The sequence below is a fragment of the Vagococcus coleopterorum genome (genome assembly GCF_011303955.1).
Classification (GTDB): Bacteria; Bacillota; Bacilli; order Lactobacillales; family Vagococcaceae; genus Vagococcus_D; species Vagococcus_D coleopterorum.
Window position 1 is genome coordinate 491,566 of the sequence record NZ_CP049886.1, and the last position, 25,517, is coordinate 517,082.

The window sequence follows — 25,517 nt, forward strand, 5'->3', positions numbered from 1 at the left end:
ATTCGTTGTATGATAGTAAGGAAGTATTAAAACAAAATTTGGAGGTTTTCTCATGGATATTTTTGAAGGATTAAAACAACAAATTAATGGAAAAGATATTAAAATCGTTTTTCCAGAAGGTAATGATTTTCGCGTATTAGGCGCAGCTATTCGTTTAGCAGCTGATGGCTTATTAGAACCAGTAGTGATTGGCGATGAAGTAGCTATTGCTAAATTAGCAGAAGAAAATGGTGTTAAAGCTGATGGCTTAACAATTATTAACCCTGCTACTTACGGTGAATTTGATGAGATGGTAGCCTCTTTCGTTGAACGTCGTAAAGGTAAAGCAACAGAAGATCAAGCTCGCACAATGTTACAAGATCCAAACTACTTCGGAACAATGTTAGTATATATGGATAAAGCAGAAGGTATGGTAAGTGGTGCGGTTCACTCAACAGGTGATACAGTACGTCCGGCTCTACAAATCATCAAAACTAAACCAGGAATTAGCCGTACAAGCGGAGCGTTCCTAATGGTTCGTGAAGATGAAAAATATATCTTCTCTGATTGTGCAATCAACGTAAACCCAAATGCGCAAGAGTTAGCTGAAATTGCTGTAGCAAGTGCTAAAACAGCTGAAATGTTTGATATTGAACCTAAAGTTGCAATGTTAAGTTTCTCAACTAAAGGTTCAGCATCAGCAGAAGAAGTAACTAAAGTAGCTGAAGCAACTAAAATTGCTCAAGAATTAGCTCCTGAATACCAAATTGATGGTGAAATGCAATTTGATGCAGCTTTTGTTGAATCAGTTGGTAAACAAAAAGCGCCAGATTCTAAAGTAGCAGGACAAGCAACTGTCTTCATGTTCCCAGAAATTCAATCAGGAAACATTGGTTATAAAATTGCGCAACGTTTAGGTGGGTTCCAAGCGATTGGACCAGTTTTACAAGGTTTAAACAAACCAGTTTCTGATTTGTCACGTGGATGTAACGAAGAAGATGTTTATAAATTAGCTCTAATTACAGCTGGGCAAGCTGCAATGGCTTAATTTAAATATTTAAAGCTAGGTATTGATACCTAGCTTTTTTATTTTGTCATTGTCATGCTGATTTTTAATCGGTATACTTAGTAGGCAAACAGTGAAGGTAGGTTATGGTTATGACGACATTTGTATTACAAAATATTGAGGAAACAACTGCTTTAGGACAGAAGTTAGGTGCCCTATTAAAGTCAGGTGATTGCATTGTCTTAACGGGTGAACTAGGAACAGGGAAGACGGCTTTTACAAAAGGGATTGCTGTTGGATTAGGAATTGATCAAATGATTAAAAGTCCAACGTATACTATTGTTCGTGAATATCATCAAGGACGATTACCTCTATATCATATGGATGTCTACCGGATAGAAGATGGTGGCTTGGAATTGGGTCTAGAAGAGTATTTTGAAGGCGATGGGGTTTCAATCGTTGAATGGGGACAGCAAGTTCAAGATGAACTACCGGCTAGTTATTTACAAATAAAACTAAATTATACTGAAATACAAAACGAACGAACAATCCAGTTTATTCCAAAGGGATTGAGAGCGACTGAATTATCAGACGCTATTATCAAAAATATGCTAGGAGTGTAAGTAGTTGGAAGAAATAGAAATCATCGTAAAAGAGGCTGTTCCAGAAGATGCTCTTTTTGTTCAACGAGCAATGGCGGATTTGTCTGAAGAAACCGATTTTTTAACCATTACTCAAGCAGACATCACATTGCCTGAATCAATAATGGCGAATCAGCTGGAACAACTATATCAATCGGAAAACAACTTATTACTCCTTGCACTAGCAGGTGATAAAATCATTGGTATTGCCAGTGTTAAAAGTGATAGCCATCCAAGCGTTTCCCATGTTGGGGAAGTGGGTATCTGTATTTATAAAGAGTTTTGGGGCATAGGTCTGGGTAATATGTTATTAGAAGAAGTCAAAAGTTGGGCAATCGAAAGTGAAATTGTCAGAAGACTTGAATTGCAAGTTCAAGTTAGAAACAAACGAGCTTGTCAACTTTACCAAAAGGTTGGATTTGAAATCGAAGGTGAATCCCAAAGAGCAGCAATTAGTAGTGAGGGTGAATGGCAATCTGTCTATACGATGGGTTTGCTAATAGATTAAAAAAGAAGCAGACACGTGTGTCTGCTTCTTTTATATGTATTTAACTAATTGTTTGAGAGGTTCAACACCAAATATTTGTTCTTGCTTTAACAAAATAGAAGCACAAGCAATGCTATCATCAAGAGCATGGTGATGGTTTTCTAAATGGATACCAAGATTACGTGAGACTGTATTTAGTTTATGATTTTCGAAATGAGGTAACAATTTTTTGCTAGTTCTCACAGTACACAGTGACATATAATGAGGTTGATCTAATCCATAGTAAGATAAGCATCCTTTCAAAACATTAATATCAAATGCTGCATTATGTGCAACAAGTAATCGGGCATCTTGAAAATACTGACTAATTTCTGACCAGACTTCTGGAAACCTTGGAGCGTTAATAACATCTTCTTGTGTGATGCCGTGAACTTGGACATTTCTCCAATGGAAGTCTGTTTCTGGGCGTATTAAAGTATAATAATGCCCGACAATTTGACTATTTTGTACCATGACTAAGGCAATTGAACAGGCACTATGTTTCTCAGCATTGGCTGTTTCAAAATCAAAAGCAATAAAATTCATACAATACTCCTACTCTATAATTAATTCAACGGGACAGTGATCGCTACCAATGATATCAGCGTGTATATTAGCTGATACTAAACAATTCTCCAGTTTTTTTGAAGCTAAAAAGTAATCAATTCTCCATCCCGCATTATTAGTACGAGCATTAAAGCGATAACTCCACCAAGAGTAGGCACCTTCCAACTCTGGGTTAAAATAACGAAATGTATCAATAAATCCAAGATCTAAAAAGTCGGTCATCTTTTGTCTTTCGCAGGGAGAAAACCCTGGATTTTTTTGGTTTGTTTTCCAGTTTTTTAAATCAATATTTTGGTGAGCGACATTTAAATCACCGCAGAGGATAACCGGTTTGTGATTATCTAAATCTTTAATAAATGCTTGGAAATCTGTTTCCCACTGTAGACGGTAATCAAGTCGTTTGAGTTCATTTTGTGCATTCGGTGTATAACAAGTTACCACATAATATTCAGGATATTCTAGGGTTATAACACGGCCCTCTTGGTCATGCTGTTCGATACCAATACCGTATTTAACAGAAAGAGCTTCTTCTTTAGCGAAGATAGCGGTTCCGGAGTAGCCTTTTTTAATAGCGTAGTTCCAATATTGATAATAACCAGGCAACTCTAAATCGATTTGCCCTTCTTGTAATTTGGTTTCTTGGAGGCAGAAAAAATCAGCGTCTAATTCGTTAAAAATATCAACAAAACCTTTTTTTACAACAGCCCTCAAGCCGTTGACGTTCCATGAAATTAATTTCATTTTTAAGTCCTCTTCTCTTAGTTAGGTCTTAACCTATTGTAACGAAAGAATGGTAGTTTATAAAGTGTTTTATAATCTCAAAGGTTGACCTTAGTAAAGAATGATGTGATACTAAAGGAGTAATAAAAATTGAATAGAACTTACCATCACAAAGGGGTGCCCACGAGGCTGAGATGAAGCGCAAGCTTGGACCCTTCGAACCTGATTAAGTTGAGACTTACGTAGGAATTGTGATGGAGCGAATATTATAATTTGCTCCTCCTTTGTTGTATGGCTTTGTTCTACAAAAAGGAGGAGTTTTTGTGTCACGTGTTAAATTAAGAGTTTGGCTTGAAGGTGCAATTGTTGCGGCATTGGCTATTGTGCTTTCTATGGTACCTACCAACATTGGTAGTAGTTTCACCATCTCATTGGGAATGATTCCCATGACGATTTATTGTTTGAGGAGAGGTTTTAAAGCCGGTCTATTTTCCGGGTTAATGTGGGGGTTACTGCATTTTCTAGTAGGTAATGTTGTATTTCTATCAGTTTCGCAAGTTTTGATTGAGTATCTAATTGCCTTTGCTTTTTCAGGGTTTGCCGGGTTGATGATGGCACCTGTTCAAAAAAGTTTAAAAGAAAAAAGGTTTTTAAAAACATCAGGTCTATTACTTGTCACTTCTCTAATTGGTTGTACAGCAAGATTCTTTTGGCATTTTATCGCAGGCGTCATTTTTTGGGGGCAATATGCTTTGTGGGGAATGAACCCATGGCAATTCTCATTTGTCATGAACGGTGGTAGTGGGTTAGCGACAGCGCTTGTCACTTTTATCGTGATACTACTTGTTGTCCAAACTTATCCCAAAGCGGTATTGCTTGAAGACAAAAAAAGCTAGTCCATTTGGACTAGCTTTTTATTTTGAAAATTGAGAATTGTAAAGTTGTTTGTAGGGGCCATCTTCTTTAGCAAGTAATTCTGTATGAGATCCAATTTCAATGATTTGTCCCTGTTCCATAACGAGAATTTTATCAGCTTTTTCAATAGTCGATAAACGGTGGGCGATGACAAAACTAGTTCGACCTGCCATCATCTTTTGAAACGTTTCTTGAATGATTTTTTCTGTTAGGGTATCAACTGAACTGGTCGCTTCATCTAAGATTAACATTGGTGGTTCAGAAATCATTGTTCGTGCAATGGTTAAAAGTTGACGCTGTCCATCTGATATTTTAACACCAGCATTTCCAATTACTGTCTCATATTGTTGAGGCAGTTTCATGATAAATTGATGAATATTCGCAGCTTTTGCCCCTGCGACAACTTCTTCATCTGTGGCATTGGTCTTACCAAATTTCAAGTTATCCTTAATTGTTCCGTCGAATAGCCAAGTATCTTGTAACACCATACCAAATGATTTTCTGAGAGAGGCTCTTGAATAATCTTGTATGTTCACATCATCCAATAATATTTCTCCATTTGTGACATCATAGAAACGCATTAATAAATTAACGAGAGTTGATTTCCCTGCGCCCGTTTTTCCAACAATTGCAATAGTTTCCCCAGGGTTTACTATTAAGTTGAAATCAGAAATCAATGGTTGTGTTGGTAAGTAAGAAAAATCGACTTTGTTAAAGGTGATTTTACCGATAGTTTTATTTAAGTCTAACTTACGCGTGCTACTATCAATTTCAGTGGTTTGATCTAGTAGAAAGAAAATACGCTCCAATCCAGCTATCCCACCTTGAATTTGAGTAGTTAATCCGGATAGTTCGATAAATGGTTTGGTGAATTGTGCAGAGTAAATAGTAAAGCTGGAGATTAACCCTACCGTCATTGCTTTCGGTTGAGCGATGAGAATACTTGCACCGAGCAATCCGATTAAGACATAAGCTAAGTGATCAATAAATCGCGATAGCGGGTTTGTCAGAGAAGAATTAAACTGCGCCTTTTGCCCTTCAATTTGTAATGCCATATTTAGTTCGTTGAAACGATTTTCAGACAGATCTTCATAATGAAAGGCTTTGACAATCTTTTGATTACCAACAATTTCGTTAATAAAAGATGACATGTCACCAATAATTTGTTGTTGTGCAGTAAATCGTTTTTGACTAGCTCGGGCAACAAGCCAACTGATTATAAAGATAACTCCTGTTGAGATAACAATGAGGATGGTTAAACTAACATTTATTTTTACCATAGAAACAAAGGCGATAATAACGACAGTCATACCTGTAAAGAGGTTGTTGAAGATAGCAGTACAAGCCTCTGAAACTAAGTCTAAATCATTTGTAAATCGACTGATTAAGCTGCCGTGAGGAGTCTGGTCGTAAAAATTAATCGGTAAATCGTTTAAGTGTGTAAAGGCATCTTCTCTTAATTTTGCAACAGAGTGATAGGCAATCTTATTACCAATTATTTGAACGAGCCACTGAGTGATTGCAGCGGTGATTAACAAGCCAACTAAATACATAATCACTTTTTTCAGTAAGGGGAAATCTACATTTCCAACTCCTACCATGGCATCAATACCACGCCCGATTTCATAAGTCATTAATACGGAAGAAAGACCGCTAAGAATTCCTAAAAAAAGTGCTAATAATAATTCTATTTTAAATTTATTTAGATAAGGCCAAAACCTTTTTAGTGGATGTTGTTTTGTGTTCATTAATGATCACCTGCTTTTCTGCTACTTTGTTGAGACTCAACAAGCTCTTGATATGTGACACACGATAACATTAGATCTTCGTGTGTTCCAAGCCCAACTTGTGTCCCGTTTTCAATAACTAATATTTGATCAGCATCTTGTATGGAGCTTATACGTTGTGAAATGATTATTTGGCTACTATTTGTTAGGTTAGCTGCAAGACTTTTACGCAAGTTAGCATCTGTTTGAAAATCAAGAGCACTTAAAGAGTCATCTAATATGATAATTTCAGGTTGGTTAATTAAAGCACGAGCAATCGTTAGACGTTGTCTTTGGCCGCCCGAAAAGTTTTTACCACCCTCCACAATCATAGTATCGAGTTTTTTTGGCAATTTTTCAACAAAGTCAGCACTTTGGGCAATCATTAGTGCATCCCAACATTCTTTATCAGTGGCATCTTTTTTACCCCATTGTAAATTTTCTCGAACACTACCGGTGAACAGGACACTTTGTTGAGGTACAATACCGAACGTGTTACGAAGTGTGGTCAGTGAAATCTTTTGAAGGGGGACGCCAAATAACTCGATTGAACCGCTTGTTGGATCATAAAAACGTGGAGCAAGTTGAATGATTGAGCTTTTTCCGCTCCCTGTTGTTCCAACTATTCCTAAAGTTTGCCCTCTTTTCAAGTCGAATGAGATATTTTCCAGAGCTAATCCACTATTTACTTGATATTTAAATGAGACATTTTTAAATGATAAGGAAACATTGTTTTGGGTAGCTAGCTCAGTGACAGCATCAGTGGGTTCTTGGATACTTGGAGTGGTTTCTAACACTTCATTGACACGTGTAGCAGCAGCAGAAGCTTTTGAAAAGATAACAACGAGATTTGAAATCACAATTAATGCCAACAACATCTGGGTTAAGTAATTAATTAAGGCTAATAGCTCCCCTTGAGTCAGTGATCCGGTATTAATATAATTGCCACCTAGGAATAGTATTAAAATAATAGCTCCATTCATTATTAAAATTGTCGCTGGATTTAAGATGGCAGAAACGTTTGCTACTCGTCGATAGGCTTTAGCAAGTTGTTTATTTGTTTGTTCCATTCCATCTTCTGAATATTTTTTTTGACCAAATGCACGGATAACACGAATCCCACTTAAATTTTCTGAAATAACTTGGTTCATTTTATCGATTTGTTTTTGAACTTTTTTATAAAGCGGGACTGTTTGTTTGGCCATGACATACAAAACAGAACAGAAAATCGCTAGAGCTAGTATAAATATCAGAGCGATTTTAGCATTGATATAAAATGCCATGATGAGCGAACCGAGACTTAAAAAAGGGGCACGAATGACTAATCGGATTAACATTGCTAACGCTAATTGAAGTTGATTGATGTCGTTAGTCATACGAGTGACTAAGGTTGACGTGCCAAAATCATTTAGATCTTGATGAGATAGTGTATTAATCTTTTTCAAAAGGGCGGTCCGTAAATCAGTTCCAAAACCTTGTGATGCTACTGATGAATAGTACTGACATAGCAAAACACAAAATAATCCTACAACTGACATCAAAATCATTAGTGTACTAATTTTAAGGACGTAATTAAAATCATGTTTTGCAATACCGTTATCAATCAACATTGCCATTCCTAATGGTAATAATAACTCGAAAACAGCTTCTAAAAATTTGAAAAAAGGTCCCAGTATTAATTCTTTCTTATATTCTTTAGCATAACGTAATAACCCCAGCATGCGTGATCCTCCTAATATATAAATAGATAGTTTCTTTTAATTGTACTCTATGATTTAAATTAAATAAACTGATATCTTACTGAAACCTTACAGAAAAGGCACTTTCATTGACGAAATGATAGATACTCGATAAGCTATAGACATAAGCTTATATTATAGTGTGGCTAGGTTTGAGAGGCTTAATCACGATGAGCACTTTGCAGAGGACGCTCTGCAAAATATACTCAATGCATTCTTCTGAAAATTAGAATAAGCATTATAGTATAAGTGAGTTTATTTCTATATTATGTACTGACAAGAATAGGGGAAGGCAATGCTGAACTGGACTTTGTTAGAAATGGTTAGAAAAAGCAAAGCGGTTTGCTAAATATTTGATCCTATTTTTGGCTTAATTCTAAAGGAGGATGATAGTTATGGCAGTCGTATTAAAAGTAAACGAGAGACAAGTTAGACCACGTTCGATTAAGAAAGAGTTGCGTCTAGCAGGACAAATTCCAGCCGTGATTTATGGAAACCAAGAAAAAAATACTGCAATTGCAGTGAATGAAAAAGAATTGATGAAGGCAATCAAGGAGCATGGTCAAAATGCCGTGTATACTTTAGAGGTTGCAGGAAGAAAAATCCCAACATTAATTTTTGATCAACAGCAAGATACGTTTAACCGTCAATGGGTTCACGTTGAATTCTTGGCAGTTGATATGAAAGAAAAAACAGAGCTAGAAGCTGATATTGTGTTAAAAGGTACGCCTAAAGGTGTTAAAGTGGGTGGGGAGCTAACACAAAACTTATATACAGTAGTTGTATCTGCTACACCTGATAAATTACCAGATGTCATTGAAGTAGATGTTACTGGTTTAGAAATTGGTGATGCCATAACGGTTGCAGATATTAAGCAAACTGATTTCGAAATTATTGCAGACCAAGAAGAACAAGTTGCTGCGGTAGTGGAGGCTAAAGTATTCTCTGAAGAAGATGAGATTACTGGTGAAGAAGTTCAACCAGAAGTTATTGGTGAAAAAGAAGAGTAAAACCTCGTTAAATGAAGGTTATACACAAAAAAGAAGAGTTATACACAGACAACCTGTGTATAACTCTTCTTTTAATTGTTTATTTAGTTGTTTCTAGCTTAGGTTCACGACCTAAAATGAACTTGATAATTGCTAATACCACTTCTGCTCCTAAAATAACGTAAATTAGGTTTAATGAGAATTGAGTTGTAACGTTGAAATTCCAAGTTGTATACACTAGTAAAACTAATGCTAAGACAATTGCTGATACGATATTTAAGAACCCGAAAGCCCAAAGGTTTCCGTTTTCTTTATTGATTAGATAATAAATGCTGAAACCAGTACTAATAATAATCCAAGCAATGTTAATTAAAATGAATGCCCAAAAAATAATGTTTGCTACCATTTAATTCACCTCTTTCTTTTCTTCATTTTATTTTATCATCTTATATATAACTTGTCATCGTTTTAAAGGGCATTTTATGATTTTTTTCAGAATGGATGAAAAAAGTTTGTCAAACAGATAGTTGGTATTTGTTGTATACTAATAATCGAGGTGGAAGACGTGAGTAAGGTTGAAGTATTATTTGAGAAAATGGAAGCTAGCTGTAATGTTGTTGCCTTGACGGGTGCAGGAGTCTCAGTTGCATCGGGAATCCCTGATTACCGTTCGGTCAAAGGTGTTTATCAAGGTCTTGAACAGCCGGAATATTTATTAAGCAGAACGTGCTTTGAACAAGAACCACATAAATTTTATCAATTTGTTAAAAACTTATATCATTCAGAGGCGAAAGCCAATATTATTCATCATGAATTACAAGATTTGATCATGGCTAAAGGGACGGGCGGTATCATTACCCAAAACATCGACCAACTACATGGTCAATATGGTAGTGCGGAAGTCGTTGAATTTCATGGAAGTTTATATAGGTGTTACTGTACTAAGTGTCGGCGATTTATTGATAGTTGTGATTACCTTGTGTCGGCTTACCATCCAAATTGTGGAGGGATTATTCGTCCGGATATTGTATTGTATGAAGAAGGACTTGACGATTTGGTGGTTAATCGGTCAAAAGAGTTGATAAATCAAGCAGATTTAATTTTAATTGTGGGTACGTCATTTAAAGTGTTTCCATTTTGTCAGTTACTCAATTTTAAAAATGAACTTTCTGATGTAATAGTTATTAATGATCGATCAATTATGATTGATGTCCCTCATGAGATGGTTATCGGAAAAGCTGAGAGTTTTTTTGAAGAGATGAACGAATGGAGGATGAAAAATAATGCTAAAAAACCAACGCGATAAAATTGATAAAATTGATAAGCAAATTGTCAGTTTAATTGAAGATCGCTTACAAGTTGTCAAAGAAGTTGCGATTATAAAAAAAGAAAATGGGATTCCCGTTTTAGATTCGTCACGTGAGGAAAATCTTTTGACTAAAGTAAAAAGTTATACAGATGATGCTGATTTGAAAAAGTTATATGAAGAAATTTTCTCTACAATTATGAATCACTCTAAAGAACAGCAAAATAAATTAATAGAAAAATAAAAACACTCCCCATTTGGGTAGTGTTTTTTTAGAAGACAATAACAGGAGTACCGACTTCAATATTATTATACAATTTTTCTGCAACAGCAGGTGGTGTGTTCACACATCCGTGAGAGCCAATCGATTCCCAACTGTTTCCACCGTATGCATCAGCGGGTTGCCATGGCGAGTCATGAAGACCCACGCCAGTCCAATCAATAGGCATCCAGTAAGATACGGGTTCGGCATATTTTGAACCGTCATCGTTTGTTCCTTTAAGAACAGAATCGCGTTCTTTTTTCCATAAGTAGTTAACTCCAGGGGGAGTCTTAGTTGTTGGCTTCCCTGTAATAACTGCCGTATCTAAGAATAATTCACCGTCTTTATAGAAATACATATGTTGATTTTGCAAGTCTACTTCCACGTAGGTTTGTCCAACTAAGGAAGAACTAGCTGAGGCGCTTCCGTTAACAATAGGCGAACGCTTAACACCTTTTCCTTTTAAAATATCCTCAATCAATGCATTGGTTTCAGCATCAGTTTGAATAGTCCAGCTTAGACTGCCGGCAGGCACACTTACTTCACCACGTTTAGTGCTTTTAAAAGTGGTTGGATTAACGCTGGTATCGTATTGAGCACCTAATTCTTGAACGTAGCCATAAACTTTTTCATAGTCTAAAGTAACTTTTTCTTCTTCATTATTGAAGGAAATCCAACTCACGATTGTTGCCTTGGGAATTTCGATATCTTTTCCATTAATTTGGTATACAACAGGTTCCTTAGTTAATTTTTCACCTTCTTCAAGTGCTTTTTTTAAGGAGCTGTCATCTGATTTTATTTTTGGTTGAACTAACATTTTTTCAATGTTGATAGATGTTTTATTGCTAGATAAAGCTGTTTTTATTTCAGCAACAACTTTTTCAAGATCATATGTTTCACCAATCACTTCAGGTTGGATGATTAACTTACCATCTTTTTCAATAATAGTAGCATCTTGAGGAGCTGTTTGATCTTGGTTTAAAACGGCAAGTGCTTCTTTCAAGCCATCTGTTGTTCGGTTAAATTTTTCTTCATCTAAATTAAAGTCAGTTATTTCGACATCTGTTTTGAAAAAGCGTTGGATAAGCCATAAGAATTTTTTTTGTTTGTTAAGTTTTTTTTCTAAACTAGGTTTAATATCGTGTTCAAGACCAAGTTGGCGGCTATTGATTTCTTGCCAAGTTTCTTCCCCGTTATTGATAGAAAAAATATCATCGGCATGAGTTTCGTCTAATCGTTTAGTAGCTTCAGGTAACGTCATATTTCCGATTGGCACATCGTTTATTACCGTTTTAGGATAAAAGTGCGTACCATAAAAATGGGCCTGTTTCGTATATAACCCAGCAATGATTAAAAGTAGTATTGTGAAGAGTAAGAATACCCATTTTTTTAGTTTCATAAAAAAGACCTCTCTATAAATATAAATTGTAATCTAATTGTAACATAAAGTTTTTTATAAGGAAGCTTTTTTGTTTTGAATATTAGTAAAATATCATTTACAAGTGTGGTTTAATGAGCAATCAAATACCCGGAACAAAAATACTATGTAAAAGTCTTTTGAGAAAAATTATGCTATACTTATGAAGAACTGAGTGCCTGCAAAGAGACTCGGCTATTTTGACGTGAAAATCAAAAAAATTGTAGGATTAAAATAAAGCGAGGCATATTATGAAGATTATTGTTGGTTTAGGGAATCCAGGTAGTAAATATAAAGATACAAAGCATAATATAGGTTTTATTACTTTAGATGAGGTTGCTAATCAAAACGGAATTAACTTTAACAAAAGTAAGTTTGAATCAGAAATTGCTGAATTTAATTTTTCAGGTGAGAAAGTCTTGTTAGTTAAACCCCAGACATTCATGAATGAATCTGGCCGTGCCATTCGCCCGTTGTTGGATTATTATAATTTGACAGAAGAAGATATTTTAGTTATCTATGATGATTTAGATTTACCAACAGGTAAGATTAGACTTCGTCAAAAAGGGAGTGCAGGTGGTCACAACGGGATTAAAAGTTTAATCCGACACATAGGTACGCAAGACTTCAATCGAATTAAAATAGGCATCGATCGTCCGCAACCGGGAAAAGAGGTTGTTTCACATGTTTTAGGAACATTTCCAAAGGAAACTCACGAGGAAATGCTATTAGCAGTGAAAAATTCGGCAGATGCAGTGGCGGATTGGATTAGCAATGATGATTTCGTTAGTACAATGAATAAATTTAATAGTAAATAAGTTAATTAGTGAGTGGAGAATGGAGTAATCATGAATATCAATGATATAGTAGGTCAATTACCTGAAGTTGTCGATTGGCAGAGTGATTTATCAGAAGAGAAGCAGCAACTAATAACGGGGTTGTCCTCCTCAGCCAAAGCGTTGGTAATGTCTAGTTTATTAGAAACAATTGGCCATAGGACAATTGTTTTAACGCCGAATATTTATCATGCTAGGAATGCCTATGATGAATTCTGTGGGCTGTTACCAAATTCAGAAGTGCATATATTTCCTGTTGATGAAGTGACGGCAATTGAAATGTCTTACGGATCACCAGAAACAATGGCAGAGCGGATTGCCGCTTTGTCTTTTTTAGCGAACGGTAAATCAGGACTGGTAGTAGTTCCGGTCGCTGGATTCAGGAAGTTTTTACCAAAGGTGGACACGTGGAAACGATATGAGAGATTGCTAGTATTAGATGAAGAGTTGGATTTGGAAAATTTCCAAAAACAATTAGTGCTAATGGGGTATAGGCGTGAGGGGCTAGTTGCTAGCCCAGGTGAGTTCAGTGTCAGAGGTAGTATTTTAGATGTCTATCCATTGACAGAAGAATATCCAGTTCGTATTGATTTATTTGGTGATGAGATTGAATCGATTCGTTTTTTTAATCCAGAAAATCAGCGTTCTTTAGAAAAAGTGTCTCAAATAACAATTCCGCCAGCGACTGATTTATTTTCAGATGAATCAGAGTTGCGTTTGGCGTCCGAGCGATTGGAAAGTGCAATGGATGAGTCTTTGAATGAGTTGTCGGACGAAGAGGCTAAAAACCGTATGCAATCTTATTTTGTTGATGTGATAGAAACATGGGATAAAGGTCTGCCGCATTCGGATGATTTACATCACTTAGGACATTATTATCAAGAAGAAACAACCTTATCGGATTATGTTACGTCAGCTGATTTTTTATGTGTGGATGATTATCCTCGTATTTTAGAAAGTGAGAAGACGCTATTAGAAGACGAAGCAAATTGGATTACGAGTAAGTTAGAATCAGGGACGATTATGCCAAACCAGATATATGGTAAAGATGTTGTTGGTTTATTGAAGGATTTCCCCGGGAATAAAACATACTTCACGTTATTTCAAAAAGGGATGGGGAATCTCAAATTTCAAAAAATAATTCCATTCCATTACCGGAGCATGCAACAATTTTTTGGTCAGATTGATTTGTTGAAAATTGAATTGGATAGATGGAAGAAAAAAAATACCACTGTTTTAATGGTCTTGCCGGATGAAGAAAAATTAAAAAAGATGCAGGAATTACTAATCGATTATAATCAACAAGTGGTTATTACGACTTCAGATAACTTGTTAAAAGGTGAAGTTCAACTTATTGTTGGTCAGCTGGAAACAGGGTTTGAGTTGCCAGATAGTCAATTAGCAATTATCACTGAACGTGAATTACTTCAGAAGACAAAATCTAAAAAGCGCCCGAGACGACAAAATGTATCTAATGCTGAAAGGTTAAAAAGTTATAACGAACTTAAACCGGGGGATTATGTTGTTCATGTGAACCATGGTATCGGCCAGTATATCGGAATGGAAACTTTGCAGATGGATGGTGTCCACCAAGATTACATGACGATTCTTTATCAAAAGAACGATAAATTATTTATTCCAGTCACGCAGTTAGATTTGATTCAAAAATATGTAGCTTCAGAATCTAAAGAACCTAAAATAAACAAGCTCGGCGGGTCAGATTGGTCCAAAACTCGCAATAAAGTTTCTGCTAAGATTGAAGATATTGCCGATGATCTGATTAAGTTATACTCTGAACGAGAAGCTGAAAGAGGCTTTTCATTTTCTCCGGATGATAGTTATCAAAAAGAGTTTGAAGATGCATTCCCTTATCCAGAAACGGAAGATCAATTAAGAAGCATTTCCGAAATTAAAAAAGATATGGAGTCGGTTAAACCGATGGATCGCTTGTTAGTGGGGGATGTTGGTTTTGGCAAAACCGAAGTAGCATTGCGTGCAGCTTTTAAAGCAATTCAAGATGGTAAGCAAGTGGCCATTTTAGTTCCCACCACAATATTGGCGCAACAGCATTACGAGACGATGCTAGATCGATTTACGGACTTTCCAATATCTGTAGGTTTGTTAAGTCGATTTAGAACGAAGAAACAACAAGAAGAAACAATTAGGGAGTTAGAGAAAGGGCAACTTGATATCGTTGTGGGAACACATCGAGTGCTATCGAATGATATTAAGTTTGCAGATTTGGGACTACTGATTGTTGATGAAGAGCAACGATTCGGTGTCAAGCATAAAGAGCGCTTGAAACAATTAAAATCACAAGTGGATGTACTTACTCTGACTGCAACCCCAATTCCCAGAACCTTACATATGTCAATGTTAGGTGTTCGGGATTTATCAGTTATCGAAACACCTCCGGCTAACCGTTATCCTGTTCAAACTTATGTAATGGAACGGAATCAAGGGGCAATTAAAGATGCGGTGGAGCGTGAATTGAGCCGTGGTGGTCAAGTGTTTTACTTACATAATCGTGTAGACACTATTGATAAGAAAGTTATGGAACTTCAACAATTAATCCCTGATGCCCGCATCGGTTTTGCTCATGGGCAAATGTCTGAATTGGAATTGGAATCAACATTACTAGCATTTATCCAACATGAATATGATGTGTTAGTCACAACTACTATTATTGAAACAGGAGTAGACATTCCTAATGTCAACACATTATTTGTAGAAAATGCAGATCGCATGGGGCTGTCCCAGTTGTATCAATTACGTGGTCGTGTTGGCCGAAGTAATCGCGTAGCTTTTGCGTACTTTATGTATGAACCTGATAAGGTCTTGAATGAAGTAAGCGAAAAGAGGTTGCAAGCTATTCGTGACTTCACAGAGCTTGGGGCAGGTTTTAAAATAGCTATGCGAGATTTATCTATACGCGGAGCGGGGAATTTGTTAGGTGCGCAACAACACGGGTTTATTGATTCTGTTGGATTTGATATGTATACACAAATGCTTAGTGAAGCGGTTGCCCGTAAACAAGGAAAAAATCTTCCTGAAAGCAAAACATCAATGGAAATCGATGTTGGTATCGACGCATATATTCCTTCTGATTACATAGAAGATGAGCGACAAAAGATTGAAATATATAAGCGTATTCGTCAACTGGAATCACAAGAGATGTTTGATGAACTGGAAGATGATCTGTTTGATCGTTTTGGAGATTATCCTGATGAAGTAGGCTATTTACTATCTGTTGGTTTATTAAAAATGGCAGGAGATTATGCCTTGGTTGAAAAAATTGTCAGAAATGACGACAAGCTTTCTATTTTGTTGAGTCAAAAAGGTAGCAAGTTATATGCTGTCGAACAATTGTTTAAGGCCTTATCTGCAACAAAACTTCAAGCGGATATTCGTCCGGATGATAAGCAGATGGTATTAATCCTAACGATTCCAAACAAATTAAGTGAAGCAGGATGGTTGTTAGAAGTGACGAAGGTAGTAATGGCTTTAAGAGATGAAAAATACAAAGCTGTTAAACAACTAAAAGATGAAGAGGTGGAATAAATGAGATTAGACAAATTTTTGAAAGTTTCTCGTATTATCAAACGCCGAACTATAGCGAAAGAAGTCACAGATAAAGGACGTATTCAAGTGAATGGTCAAATTGCTAAGTCGTCAACATCATTAAAAAAAGGTGACACGATAAAAATTTTATTTGGTAATAAAACGCTTGAAGTCAAAGTCCGAGAGTTAATGGATTCTACAAAAAAAGATGATGCTTATAAAATGTATGAAATTATTAGTGAAACAAGAGATGTCGAAGTCGAGAAATTAAATTAGACAAGGCAACGGGGTCTTGCTATAATATCTTATGATATACAATCCATCGAACGGAGTTTTTGATATGGAAGAAGTGAAAACTAATAAGAAAGCTGAACCAACGTTAGTAAACGTTTCTACTATTGGAAATGAATACACCAAAGAACAGTTGCAGCAGTATAATCGAGAAAAAAAGCAAATAATTTTTAAACGTCGTCGTTTAACGGTTATTTTCACAATTGCCACGATTTTCTTTGTTTTAAGCGGGTTTAACTTGATTAGTGGTTATCGCCATATTGGTCAGCTTGAAAAAGAAAAAGTTGCGGCCCTTCGTGAAAAAGAAGAGCTGGAAAAAAACGAAAAATCATTGCGCTATAGTGTGGACTTGCTGAAAGATGAAGACTACTTACAAAAAGTTGCAAGACAAAAGTTTTTCTATACAAAAGATGGCGAGTTGGTATACAGTCTTCCTCAATCAGGGTCAGGCGCCGTTGACGATGCTAAAAGTAAAAAAGATAAAAAAGAAACAAGTGAAGAAACAGAAAAAGAAGATACCAAAACTGAGTCAAACACTGATGGTGAATAATCAGGTGGGTGGAAGTTAGAAGTATAAAAAATAAGGAGGAACAACTTTTTTATGTCAGTTGAAGTAGGGGCGAAAATTAGCGGTAAAATTTCAGGGATTACAAATTTCGGAGCATTTATTGATTTGGGCGAAGGGAAAACAGGTTTAGTCCATATTAGTGAAGTGTCAAATAATTATATTAAGGACATTAACGAGGTTTTAAAAGTTGGGGAAACAGTTGATGTGAAAGTTATGTCAGTGGGGACTGACGGCAAAATTGGCTTATCAATTCGCAGAGCCTCTGGCGAAGAAGTTCCTGAGCGAGCACCTAAAAAAGAATTTGTTCGTCCGCAACGTAAAGAATTTAAAAAACCAGTCACACCTGCGGCGCCAAAGAAAAATGATTTTGATTCATTGATGTCATCGTTCTTGAAAGATAGTGACGATCGTTTGACATCTTTAAAACGTAATACCGAAGGTAAACGCGGAGGCCGCGGAGGCAGACGCAATTAAAAAAGTCTTGGAAGGGTAAGGAAACTTATCCTTTTTTGTTTTATAAAATAAAAGTTAGCGAGGAGGAAATCGAGTGAATGCTGAATTCAATAAACGTTGTGCGATGTTGGTAGTTCAACCTGTTGAAACAATAATAGTTGCTGTGTCTGGTGGAGTAGATTCAATAGTTTTGTTGGATTTATCTCGAGAGTACGCTGACCAAACAAATAAAAAAGTTGTCGTGGCACATTTTAATCATAAGTTGAGACCTGAATCTGATGAAGAAGAAAAGTGGTTGAAAAATTACTGCGAAAATAAGGGGTTGGAGTTTGTTTCAGACGTCTGGGTTGGTCCCAAACCGAAGAAAAATATAGAATCTCAAGCCAGAAAAGTTCGATATGACTTTTTTAAAAAAGTTTATGATAGCTACCCTAGTCCTGTTTTGGTGACAGGGCATCATAAAAATGATTTGGCGGAAACAATATTAATGAAGCTGACTTCCGGCAGTCGGTTTAAAAACTTAGTCGGTATTAAAGGTCGAAATGAACTGGATGGTATGTTGGTTGTTAGACCTATGTTGGATTTTACTAAAAATCAGTTATACATTTACGCTGAAGCCAATCATCTAAAATACTTTGAGGATACGACCAATACAGATACCCGATATAAAAGAAATCGTATGCGGCATAAAATTGTTCCGTCTTTTTTGGACGAGAACCCTAGGTTTTTAAATCAAATGGCGAAGTTCTCTAAAGAAGTAACATTCGCTGCGGATATTATTGATAAGCATATAGAGGTTATTTCAGAAAAGGTTATTTCAGAAAAAGAAATGGGATGGGAAATCGATTTGGTAAGTTTTTTAACTCTAGCAGAATCAGAGAGGCATTTTGTGTTAGAGTCTCTTTTTCAAGATGCGCTGATTGAATCAGGAAGTCGGGTTACTGATAGGCAAGTAGAAGCTATCGAAAAAATGTTAGCCAGCCACCGACCTAACGGAAGGGTCGACTTAGAAAATGATTGGCAATTTATTAAGAGTTATGGGATTGCCAGTTTAACTAAAGTGAAAGCATCTGACATGCCCCCGGTTAATGTGTTGATAACTTCGAAGGTTGAAAGCATTGGTCTTCCGAATGGTAAATTAATAATTTCAAGCATTGCAGATAGCGAGGCTTGTGCAAAAGGGGATCACGAATTTGAATTGGAGTTGAAAAAGGAACAGTTTCCGTTGGTTGTCAGAAATTGGCAGCATGGCGATCGAATAGTATTCAATCAAGAAGGTCAACGTAAAAAAGTGAGTCGGATACTAATAGATAAGAAAATACCCCGAGAAAGACGCTCTGATTTTCTAGTTTTGATAGATAATAAGAAAGAAATATTAAGTCTTTTTTTAGGCGAGGAAAGTTATTTGAGTATTGGCTCAGAAACTGATAAAATACATTACAGGTTGACTTATTTCTCAGAAGAATAAGCAACAGTCGGAAGGGGAGCATTATGCTAGAAAAAGATATCGAACGCGTTTTTTATTCTCAAGAAGAAATTGCAGAAGTGACAAAAAAATTAGGTAAAAAAATTACAGCTGATTTCGCAGGAAAAGAACCTCTTGTTATCGGGATTTTAAAAGGTGCAGTTCCTTTTATGGCTGATTTAGTTAAAGAAGTAGATGTTCGTTTAGAAATGGACTTTATGGATGTTTCTAGCTATGGAAATGCAATGGTTTCATCAGGTGAAGTTAAGATTGTCAAAGATTTAGATACGAATGTGGCTGGACGTGATATTTTAATCGTTGAAGATATCATTGATAGTGGTCGCACATTGAAGTATTTAGTTGATTTATTTAAATATCGTCAAGCTAAGTCTGTTAAACTTGTGACGTTATTCGACAAACCAGAGGGGCGTGTCGTTGATATTGAACCGGATTATTTCGGTTATTTGGTTCCGAATGAATTTATTGTTGGGTATGGTTTGGATTATCAAGAGCAATATCGTAACCTTCCTTTTGTAGGAGTATTAAAACCAGAAATTTATGAAAATAACTAAACGTAGTTAGGTTTAGTTCTGAGAAGTAACAACTTTTAAGGGAGGCATTTATGAATAAAATGAAGACAAACAAAAACAAAAATCCAATGTATTATTTCTTGCTTGTTCTAGCAATGGCGATGGTTGTGTTTTTTGTTTTTGGTGACAACAAAAACCCAGGGTCAGAAATCAATTACTCTAAGTTTTCTGAAGAGTTAAAGGGAGAAAAGATTAAAGAGTTAACGATTGAGCCGGTTAGTGGTGCCTATCGTATTTCGGGTACATTCTTCGATAAGCAAAAAGTCGAGGATAAAGGACTGGCTATCTTCGGTTCCACAGCAATGCCGAACGATCGATTTACAACGCTTGTTTTGCCGAACGACGCAACTTTAGCTGAGATTACTAAAAATGCAGAAAGTTCAAAAACAAAAGTGCATATTAAAGAAGAATCAAGCAATGGGATGTGGTTAGGGGCGTTACTTTCGTTCTTACCTATCATTTTAATGGGCTTCTTCTTATTCATGATGATGAGTCAAGGTCAACAAGGTGGTGGCGGACGCGGAGTGATGAACTTCGGTAAGTCTAAAGCTAAAGAAGCAGATAAGAGTGCTTCAAAAGTTCGCTTCTCTGATGTTGCAGGTGCAGAAGAAGAGAAACAAGAATTAGTTGAAGTAGTTGAGTTCTTAAAAGATCCTCGTCGATTTGCAGCGTTGGGCGCACGAATTCCAGCGGGTGTGCTACTTGAGGGCCCTCCCGGAACAGGTAAAACGTTATTAGCTAAAGCAGTTGCGGGTGAAGCGGGTGTTCCGTTCTACTCGATTTCAGGTTCTGATTTCGTCGAAATGTTTGTCGGTGTTGGTGCGAGCCGTGTTCGTGACTTGTTTGAAAATGCTAAGAAAACAGCGCCATCAATCATTTTCATTGATGAAATTGATGCTGTTGGTCGTCAACGTGGTGCCGGAATGGGTGGCGGACATGATGAACGTGAACAAACTTTAAACCAACTATTAGTTGAAATGGATGGTTTCGGTGGTAATGAAGGTGTGATCGTTATCGCTGCCACTAACCGTTCTGATGTATTGGACCCTGCGTTACTTCGTCCAGGTCGTTTTGACCGTCAGATTTTAGTTGGTCGTCCGGATGTTAAAGGTCGGGAAGCTATTTTGAAAGTACACGCTAAAAATAAACCGTTTGATCCTGAGGTTGATTTAAAAGTTGTTGCACAACAAACACCAGGTTTTGCGGGTGCTGATTTAGAAAATGTTTTAAATGAAGCAGCTTTAGTAGCGGCTCGTCGTAATAAAAAAGTAATCGATGCTTCAGATATCGATGAAGCACAAGACCGTGTTATTGCTGGTCCGGCTAAGAAAGATCGAGTTATTAGCCAACGCCAACGTGAATTGGTAGCTTACCATGAAGCGGGTCACACGATTTGTGGATTAGTTCTTGATGATGCTAATACAGTTCATAAAGTAACGATTGTTCCCCGTGGTCGAGCGGGTGGTTACATGATTGCTCTTCCTAAAGAGGATCAATTCTTGATTACTCGTAATGAAATGTTTGAACGCATTGTTGGTTTGTTAGGTGGACGTACAGCTGAAGAAATTACTTTTGGCGTACAAACAACTGGAGCTAGCAATGACTTCGAACAAGCAACTGGTTTAGCTCGTAGTATGGTTACTGAATATGGGATGAGTGAAAAATTAGGACCAGTTCAATACGAAGGGAATCACCAAGTGTTTGTCGGCCGTGATTATGGTCAATCAAAAGCGTTCTCTGATCAAGTTGCTTATGAAATCGATCAAGAAGTTCGTGCAATTTTAAGTGAAGCCCATGAGAAGGCTCGTGAAATTATTGAAGAACACAAAGATACCCACAAATTAATTGCAGAAAAATTACTTGAGTTTGAAACGTTAGATGCGCGTAGTATCAAATCGTTATTTGAAACAGGTGAAATGCCTGCTGATGTCATCGAAAATGAAGCGAAAGATGAAGAAGCAAAATCTTTTGAAGAATCTAAAAAATCGTTAGAAGAAAAAGATGCTGAAGCAACTGAGGTTTCTGAAGTTCCTAAACGTAATGAAGGAATTGTTTCAGATGATACAAAAAATGTAGAACAAACATCAACAGAAGATTAATCTGTTTCGTGTAGGGGAAGTGGGTTGCAATTGCAACCCACTTTTATTTTAAAAATATAATGAAGTAAGGTGACAGTTATAATGGAAGATCATTTGCTTAAAGCCATCTGTTTTGATGGTCAAATTAGAGCGTTTGCGGTTAATGCAACAAAAGCAGTTGGAGAAGCACAAAAAAGACATGATTCGTGGAACACGGCAACAGCGGCTTTAGGGCGTACTATGGTGGGTTCGATAATGTTAGGCGCGATGAATAAAGGCGAGGATACAATTACAGTTCGTATTCAAGGAGATGGCCCTGCTGGTCAAATTATTGTAGGAGCTAACGGTCGTGGAGATGTTAAGGGGTATATGCAAAATCCTCAAGTTGCCATTCCTCTAAATGCTGTAGGTAAGATAGATGTTCGAGGGGCTGTCGGTACAACTGGGAGTCTGAGCGTTACGAAAGATTTGGGTTTGAAAGAAGCATTTTCCGGACAAGTGCCACTTGTTTCGGGAGAATTAGGTGAAGATTTCACCTATTATTTAGCTAATTCAGAACAAGTTCCGTCGGCTGTTGGTCTAAGTGTTTTAGTTGATACGGACGATTCTGTTAAAGCAGCAGGTGGATTTATGATACAAGTGATGCCGGGTGCGACTGAAGAAACGATTTCTACTATAGAAGAAAGAATCAAAGAAATCCCGTTTGTATCTCGTTTGATCGAGGAAGGTGAATCGCCAGAAATGATTTTGAATCGTTTGTTAGGTGAAGAAAACGTTAAAATTCTTGATAAAATGCCAGTACAATTCAAATGTGATTGCTCGAAAGAGAAGTTTTCGGCTGCTTTGATTTCTTTAGGTGAATCTGAGTTAAGAGAGATGGCTGGAGAGGACCATGGGGCGGAAGCTGTGTGTCATTTCTGTAATAATAAATATCAGTTTACAGAAGTGGAATTAAACGATTTAATAAATGAAATGACTACTAAATAAAAGGGGAAACATTTTTATGTGGAAAATTGGAGATATAGAGATTCCTAATCCAGTGGTGGTTGCACCGATGGCGGGTATTAGTAATGCTGCTTTTCGTGTGACTGTTAAAGAGTTTGGTGCGGGGTTAGTTGTCTGTGAAATGATCAGTGATAAAGGGATTCAGTTTCGTAATAAAAAAACTTTGGAAATGCTTCATATCGAAGATAATGAATACCCGTTGAGCGTTCAAATTATGGGTGGCGGGAAAGATACATTAGTAGAAGCTGCTAAGTTTGTTGAAGAGAATACAGATGCAGCTATTATTGATATTAATATGGGGTGCCCAGTTAACAAAGTGATCAAAGCAGAAGCTGGAGCAAAGTGGTTGCTTGACCCTGACAAAGTTTACGAAATGGTAGAAGCTGTATCATCTGCTGTAGATGTTCCTGTAACGGTAAAAATGAGAACGGGATGGGATGATGACCATTTGTTCGCTATTCAGAATGCGTTGGCAGCAGAAAAAGCCGGGGCAGCTGCATTAGCTATGCACGGTCGGACTCGTGTTCAAATGTATGAAGGAAAAGCTAATTGGGATATTCTTCGCGATGTTCAAGAGCAATTGACGATTCCGTTTATGGGTAACGGTGATGTACGTACTCCGCAAGATGCTAAACGTATGTTAGACGAAGTAGGCGTTGATGGTGTGATGATTGGGCGTGCGGCTTTGGGAAATCCGTGGATGATTTATCAAACAAAACACTATCTTGAAACGGGAGAATTATTGCCTGAACCAACACCAAGGGAAAAAATAGCCACAGCTAAAATCCACTTGCAACGTTTAGTGGATCTGAAAGGCGAAATGATTGCGGCGCGTGAATTTAGACAACATGCGGCATATTATTTGAAAGGAATTCCTCGTGCAGCTAAAACGAAAGTAGCGGTTAACTTAGCGACGACACAAGCTGAAATGATTGAGATATTAGATGGTTTTGTCGATATGATTGAAACGAAGTCCATTCATAGATAGCGGATAAGCGGGTGAGGGCATTTTCTCCTTGCCTTTTTCGCTTTTGTTATGGCATTATAGACAGAAGAAGATGTATTAATGGATGGAGGAAAACCAAGTGACTGAGGAAGTAAATGCGCAACAAGAAATGAATGACCAATTGATTGTTAGACGTGAAAAAATGGCAGCGATGCAAGCTGAAGGTTTGGACCCGTTTGGCCAACGATTTGAAAGAACTCATAATTCGAAAGAATTAGTTGAGGCGTATGGCGAGTTATCAAAAGAAGAACTGGCAGAAAAAGAATTAACTGCGACGGTAGCGGGTCGTATGATGACTAAACGTGGTAAAGGTAAAGTTGGATTTGCTCATTTGCAAGATCGCGAAGGACAAATTCAAGTTTATGTACGTAAAGATGCAGTTGGAGAAGAAGAGTACGAATTATTCAAACAAGCGGATTTAGGTGACTTTATCGGCGTGACTGGGACAATTATGAAAACAGATATGGGTGAGTTGACAATTAAACCAACAAGCTTAACTTTCTTGACGAAAGCTTTACGTCCGTTACCTGATAAATATCATGGCTTGCAGAATGTTGAACAACGTTACCGTCAGCGTTATTTAGATTTGATTAGTAATCGTGAAAGTTTTGATACATTTGTTAAGCGTAGTCAAATTATCAAAGAGATGCGCAACTATTTAAATGATAACGGTTATTTAGAAGTTGAGACACCAACATTACATAATATGGCTGGTGGAGCTGCAGCTCGTCCGTTCATCACTCATCATAATGCTTTGGATATGGAATTGTACTTACGTATTGCCTTAGAATTACATTTGAAACGATTAATCGTTGGTGGAATGGAAAAAGTATATGAAATTGGCCGTGTATTCCGTAACGAAGGAATTGATACAACGCATAATCCTGAATTTACAATGATGGAAGTTTATACTGCGTATGCCGATTACAGAGATATCATGGACCTGACGGAAGGGATCATTCAACATGTTGCTGAAAAAGTGAATAATAGCCTAACTGTCGAATACGGTGAACAAACTATCGATTTAGGTGGTAAGTGGGCACGAATTCATATGGTTGATGCAATAAAAGAGAAAACAGGTGTTGATTTCTGGCAAGAAATGACAGATGAAGAAGCTCGTTCAATTGCAAAAGAGCATAACGTACATGTTGAAAAACATATGGATTTTGGTCATGTTGTAAATGAGTTCTTTGAAGAGTTTGTTGAAGATACGTTAGTTCAACCGACATTTATTTATGGACATCCAACATCAGTTTCTCCATTATCTAAGAAGAATCCTGAAGATGGACGTTTCACTGACCGTTTTGAAGTGTTTATCGTAGGTAAAGAATATGGTAATGCCTTCACTGAGTTGAACGACCCGATTGATCAAAGAGAACGCTTTGAAGCCCAGGCTCGTGAAAAAGATCTTGGTAATGATGAAGCCCATGGGGTTGATAACGACTTTATCGAAGCGCTAGAATATGGTATGCCACCAACGGGTGGTTTGGGTATCGGAATCGATCGCCTAGTGATGTTGTTAACAAATTCTCAATCAATTCGCGATGTTTTATTATTCCCTACAATGAGATAAATAAAAAGCAACCATTTTTTGGTTGCTTTTTATATTTTATAATGCGTAAAAAGCTTGTTTTCAAGTCTGTTTCATATAGAAAGTTCATATAAAGGTAGATAGAAAAATAAAATAAAATTTTTTATAAATATTTTGTTGACAGAGTCAACTAATCTTGTTATTATGATTAAGTCGCTAAGGCACAGCCTGAACGACAGAATAGACCTTTGAAAACTGAACAAAGTAAGACGAACCAAACGTGTAGGATGTTGTTCTCAT

24 protein-coding genes and 1 riboswitch are annotated in these 25,517 nt (G+C 36.9%); of the genes, 18 read left to right on the plus strand and 6 right to left on the minus strand.

Annotated features, from left to right (window positions below; translation table 11 throughout):
* The first annotated feature begins 52 nt into the window (after positions 1–52).
* The 3 genes from pta to G7081_RS02480 all read left to right on the plus strand — a co-directional run bounded on the left by pta (position 53) and on the right by G7081_RS02480 (position 2,134).
* Positions 53–1,027, plus strand: a complete 975-nt coding sequence (pta, locus tag G7081_RS02470) for a phosphate acetyltransferase (RefSeq protein ID WP_166007119.1) — start codon at positions 53–55, stop codon at positions 1,025–1,027.
* A 110-nt stretch (positions 1,028–1,137) separates the two neighbouring features.
* The gene (tsaE, locus tag G7081_RS02475; protein ID WP_166007121.1) at positions 1,138–1,608 is read left to right on the plus strand and encodes a tRNA (adenosine(37)-N6)-threonylcarbamoyltransferase complex ATPase subunit type 1 TsaE; all 471 of its coding nucleotides are present in this window, start codon (positions 1,138–1,140) and stop codon (positions 1,606–1,608) included.
* A 4-nt stretch (positions 1,609–1,612) separates the two neighbouring features.
* A complete protein-coding gene (locus G7081_RS02480) occupies positions 1,613–2,134 on the plus strand; it encodes a GNAT family N-acetyltransferase (RefSeq protein ID WP_166007123.1) in 522 nt (173 codons plus the stop codon).
* A gap of 30 nt (positions 2,135–2,164) precedes the next feature.
* On the opposite strand, the gene G7081_RS02485 is transcribed toward G7081_RS02480, so the two are convergent.
* Together G7081_RS02485 and G7081_RS02490 are read right to left on the minus strand one after the other, a co-directional pair.
* Positions 2,165–2,698, minus strand: coding sequence for a 3'-5' exonuclease (locus G7081_RS02485; RefSeq protein WP_166007125.1), 534 nt, complete (start codon positions 2,696–2,698; stop codon positions 2,165–2,167).
* A 9-nt stretch (positions 2,699–2,707) separates the two neighbouring features.
* Positions 2,708–3,460: an exodeoxyribonuclease III gene (locus tag G7081_RS02490; protein ID WP_166007127.1), complete on the minus strand. Its 753-nt coding sequence runs from the start codon at positions 3,458–3,460 to the stop codon at positions 2,708–2,710.
* A 142-nt stretch (positions 3,461–3,602) separates the two neighbouring features.
* Positions 3,603–3,705: riboswitch (TPP riboswitch) on the plus strand.
* Between the two features lie 57 nt (positions 3,706–3,762).
* Between G7081_RS02490 and thiT the strand changes: the two genes are divergently transcribed.
* The gene (gene thiT, locus G7081_RS02495; RefSeq protein WP_166007129.1) at positions 3,763–4,335 is read left to right on the plus strand and encodes an energy-coupled thiamine transporter ThiT; all 573 of its coding nucleotides are present in this window, start codon (positions 3,763–3,765) and stop codon (positions 4,333–4,335) included.
* An 18-nt stretch (positions 4,336–4,353) separates the two neighbouring features.
* Here thiT and G7081_RS02500 read toward each other — a convergent pair whose 3' ends face one another.
* Entirely contained in the window at positions 4,354–6,102 is a 1,749-nt protein-coding gene (locus G7081_RS02500) for an ABC transporter ATP-binding protein (protein ID WP_166007131.1), read from the minus strand.
* On the minus strand, positions 6,102–7,841 hold the full coding sequence (locus G7081_RS02505; RefSeq protein WP_166007133.1) for an ABC transporter ATP-binding protein: 1,740 nt from the start codon (positions 7,839–7,841) through the stop codon (positions 6,102–6,104). Before G7081_RS02505 ends, G7081_RS02500 begins: the two co-directional genes overlap by 1 nt.
* A gap of 413 nt (positions 7,842–8,254) precedes the next feature.
* On the opposite strand from G7081_RS02505, the gene G7081_RS02510 reads away from it, so the two are divergent.
* On the plus strand, positions 8,255–8,869 hold the full coding sequence (locus G7081_RS02510) for a 50S ribosomal protein L25/general stress protein Ctc (protein WP_166007135.1): 615 nt from the start codon (positions 8,255–8,257) through the stop codon (positions 8,867–8,869).
* A 79-nt stretch (positions 8,870–8,948) separates the two neighbouring features.
* Here G7081_RS02510 and G7081_RS02515 read toward each other — a convergent pair whose 3' ends face one another.
* Positions 8,949–9,254, minus strand: coding sequence for a hypothetical protein (locus G7081_RS02515; RefSeq protein ID WP_166007136.1), 306 nt, complete (start codon positions 9,252–9,254; stop codon positions 8,949–8,951).
* Between the two features lie 159 nt (positions 9,255–9,413).
* Here G7081_RS02515 and G7081_RS02520 point away from each other — a divergent pair, with 159 nt between their 5' ends.
* Positions 9,414–10,154: an NAD-dependent protein deacylase gene (locus G7081_RS02520; RefSeq protein ID WP_238786656.1), complete on the plus strand. Its 741-nt coding sequence runs from the start codon at positions 9,414–9,416 to the stop codon at positions 10,152–10,154.
* Positions 10,132–10,398 carry a chorismate mutase gene (locus G7081_RS02525; protein WP_166007138.1) on the plus strand — a complete coding sequence of 89 codons (267 nt, stop codon included), beginning with the start codon at positions 10,132–10,134 and terminating at the stop codon, positions 10,396–10,398. The genes G7081_RS02520 and G7081_RS02525 overlap by 23 nt, the downstream gene beginning before the upstream one ends.
* Before the next feature lie 28 nt (positions 10,399–10,426).
* Here G7081_RS02525 and G7081_RS02530 read toward each other — a convergent pair whose 3' ends face one another.
* Positions 10,427–11,815: a L,D-transpeptidase family protein gene (locus G7081_RS02530; RefSeq protein WP_166007140.1), complete on the minus strand. Its 1,389-nt coding sequence runs from the start codon at positions 11,813–11,815 to the stop codon at positions 10,427–10,429.
* A 269-nt stretch (positions 11,816–12,084) separates the two neighbouring features.
* On the opposite strand from G7081_RS02530, the gene pth reads away from it, so the two are divergent.
* The 11 genes from pth to lysS all read left to right on the plus strand — a co-directional run bounded on the left by pth (position 12,085) and on the right by lysS (position 25,259).
* Positions 12,085–12,651: an aminoacyl-tRNA hydrolase gene (pth, locus tag G7081_RS02535; RefSeq protein WP_166007142.1), complete on the plus strand. Its 567-nt coding sequence runs from the start codon at positions 12,085–12,087 to the stop codon at positions 12,649–12,651.
* Between the two features lie 30 nt (positions 12,652–12,681).
* Positions 12,682–16,230, plus strand: a complete 3,549-nt coding sequence (mfd, locus tag G7081_RS02540) for a transcription-repair coupling factor (RefSeq protein ID WP_166007144.1) — start codon at positions 12,682–12,684, stop codon at positions 16,228–16,230.
* Positions 16,231–16,506, plus strand: a complete 276-nt coding sequence (locus tag G7081_RS02545) for an RNA-binding S4 domain-containing protein (protein WP_166007146.1) — start codon at positions 16,231–16,233, stop codon at positions 16,504–16,506.
* Between the two features lie 64 nt (positions 16,507–16,570).
* A complete protein-coding gene (locus G7081_RS02550; protein WP_166007148.1) occupies positions 16,571–17,071 on the plus strand; it encodes an FtsB family cell division protein in 501 nt (166 codons plus the stop codon).
* 51 nt (positions 17,072–17,122) lie between these two features.
* On the plus strand, positions 17,123–17,563 hold the full coding sequence (locus G7081_RS02555) for a S1 domain-containing RNA-binding protein (protein WP_166007150.1): 441 nt from the start codon (positions 17,123–17,125) through the stop codon (positions 17,561–17,563).
* 73 nt (positions 17,564–17,636) lie between these two features.
* Positions 17,637–19,010, plus strand: coding sequence for a tRNA lysidine(34) synthetase TilS (gene tilS, locus G7081_RS02560; RefSeq protein WP_166007152.1), 1,374 nt, complete (start codon positions 17,637–17,639; stop codon positions 19,008–19,010).
* Between the two features lie 23 nt (positions 19,011–19,033).
* Positions 19,034–19,579 (plus strand): hypoxanthine phosphoribosyltransferase, encoded by a 546-nt coding sequence (gene hpt / locus G7081_RS02565; RefSeq protein ID WP_166007154.1) that lies wholly within the window; start codon positions 19,034–19,036, stop codon positions 19,577–19,579.
* 50 nt (positions 19,580–19,629) lie between these two features.
* The gene (ftsH, locus tag G7081_RS02570; protein WP_166007157.1) at positions 19,630–21,696 is read left to right on the plus strand and encodes an ATP-dependent zinc metalloprotease FtsH; all 2,067 of its coding nucleotides are present in this window, start codon (positions 19,630–19,632) and stop codon (positions 21,694–21,696) included.
* An 81-nt stretch (positions 21,697–21,777) separates the two neighbouring features.
* Positions 21,778–22,662, plus strand: a complete 885-nt coding sequence (gene hslO / locus G7081_RS02575) for an Hsp33 family molecular chaperone HslO (protein ID WP_166007159.1) — start codon at positions 21,778–21,780, stop codon at positions 22,660–22,662.
* Between the two features lie 16 nt (positions 22,663–22,678).
* Complete coding sequence (gene dusB / locus G7081_RS02580; protein WP_166007161.1) at positions 22,679–23,668, plus strand: tRNA dihydrouridine synthase DusB; 990 nt, start codon at positions 22,679–22,681, stop codon at positions 23,666–23,668.
* Between the two features lie 82 nt (positions 23,669–23,750).
* A complete protein-coding gene (gene lysS / locus G7081_RS02585) occupies positions 23,751–25,259 on the plus strand; it encodes a lysine--tRNA ligase (protein WP_166007163.1) in 1,509 nt (502 codons plus the stop codon).
* Positions 25,260–25,517 lie beyond the last annotated feature (258 nt).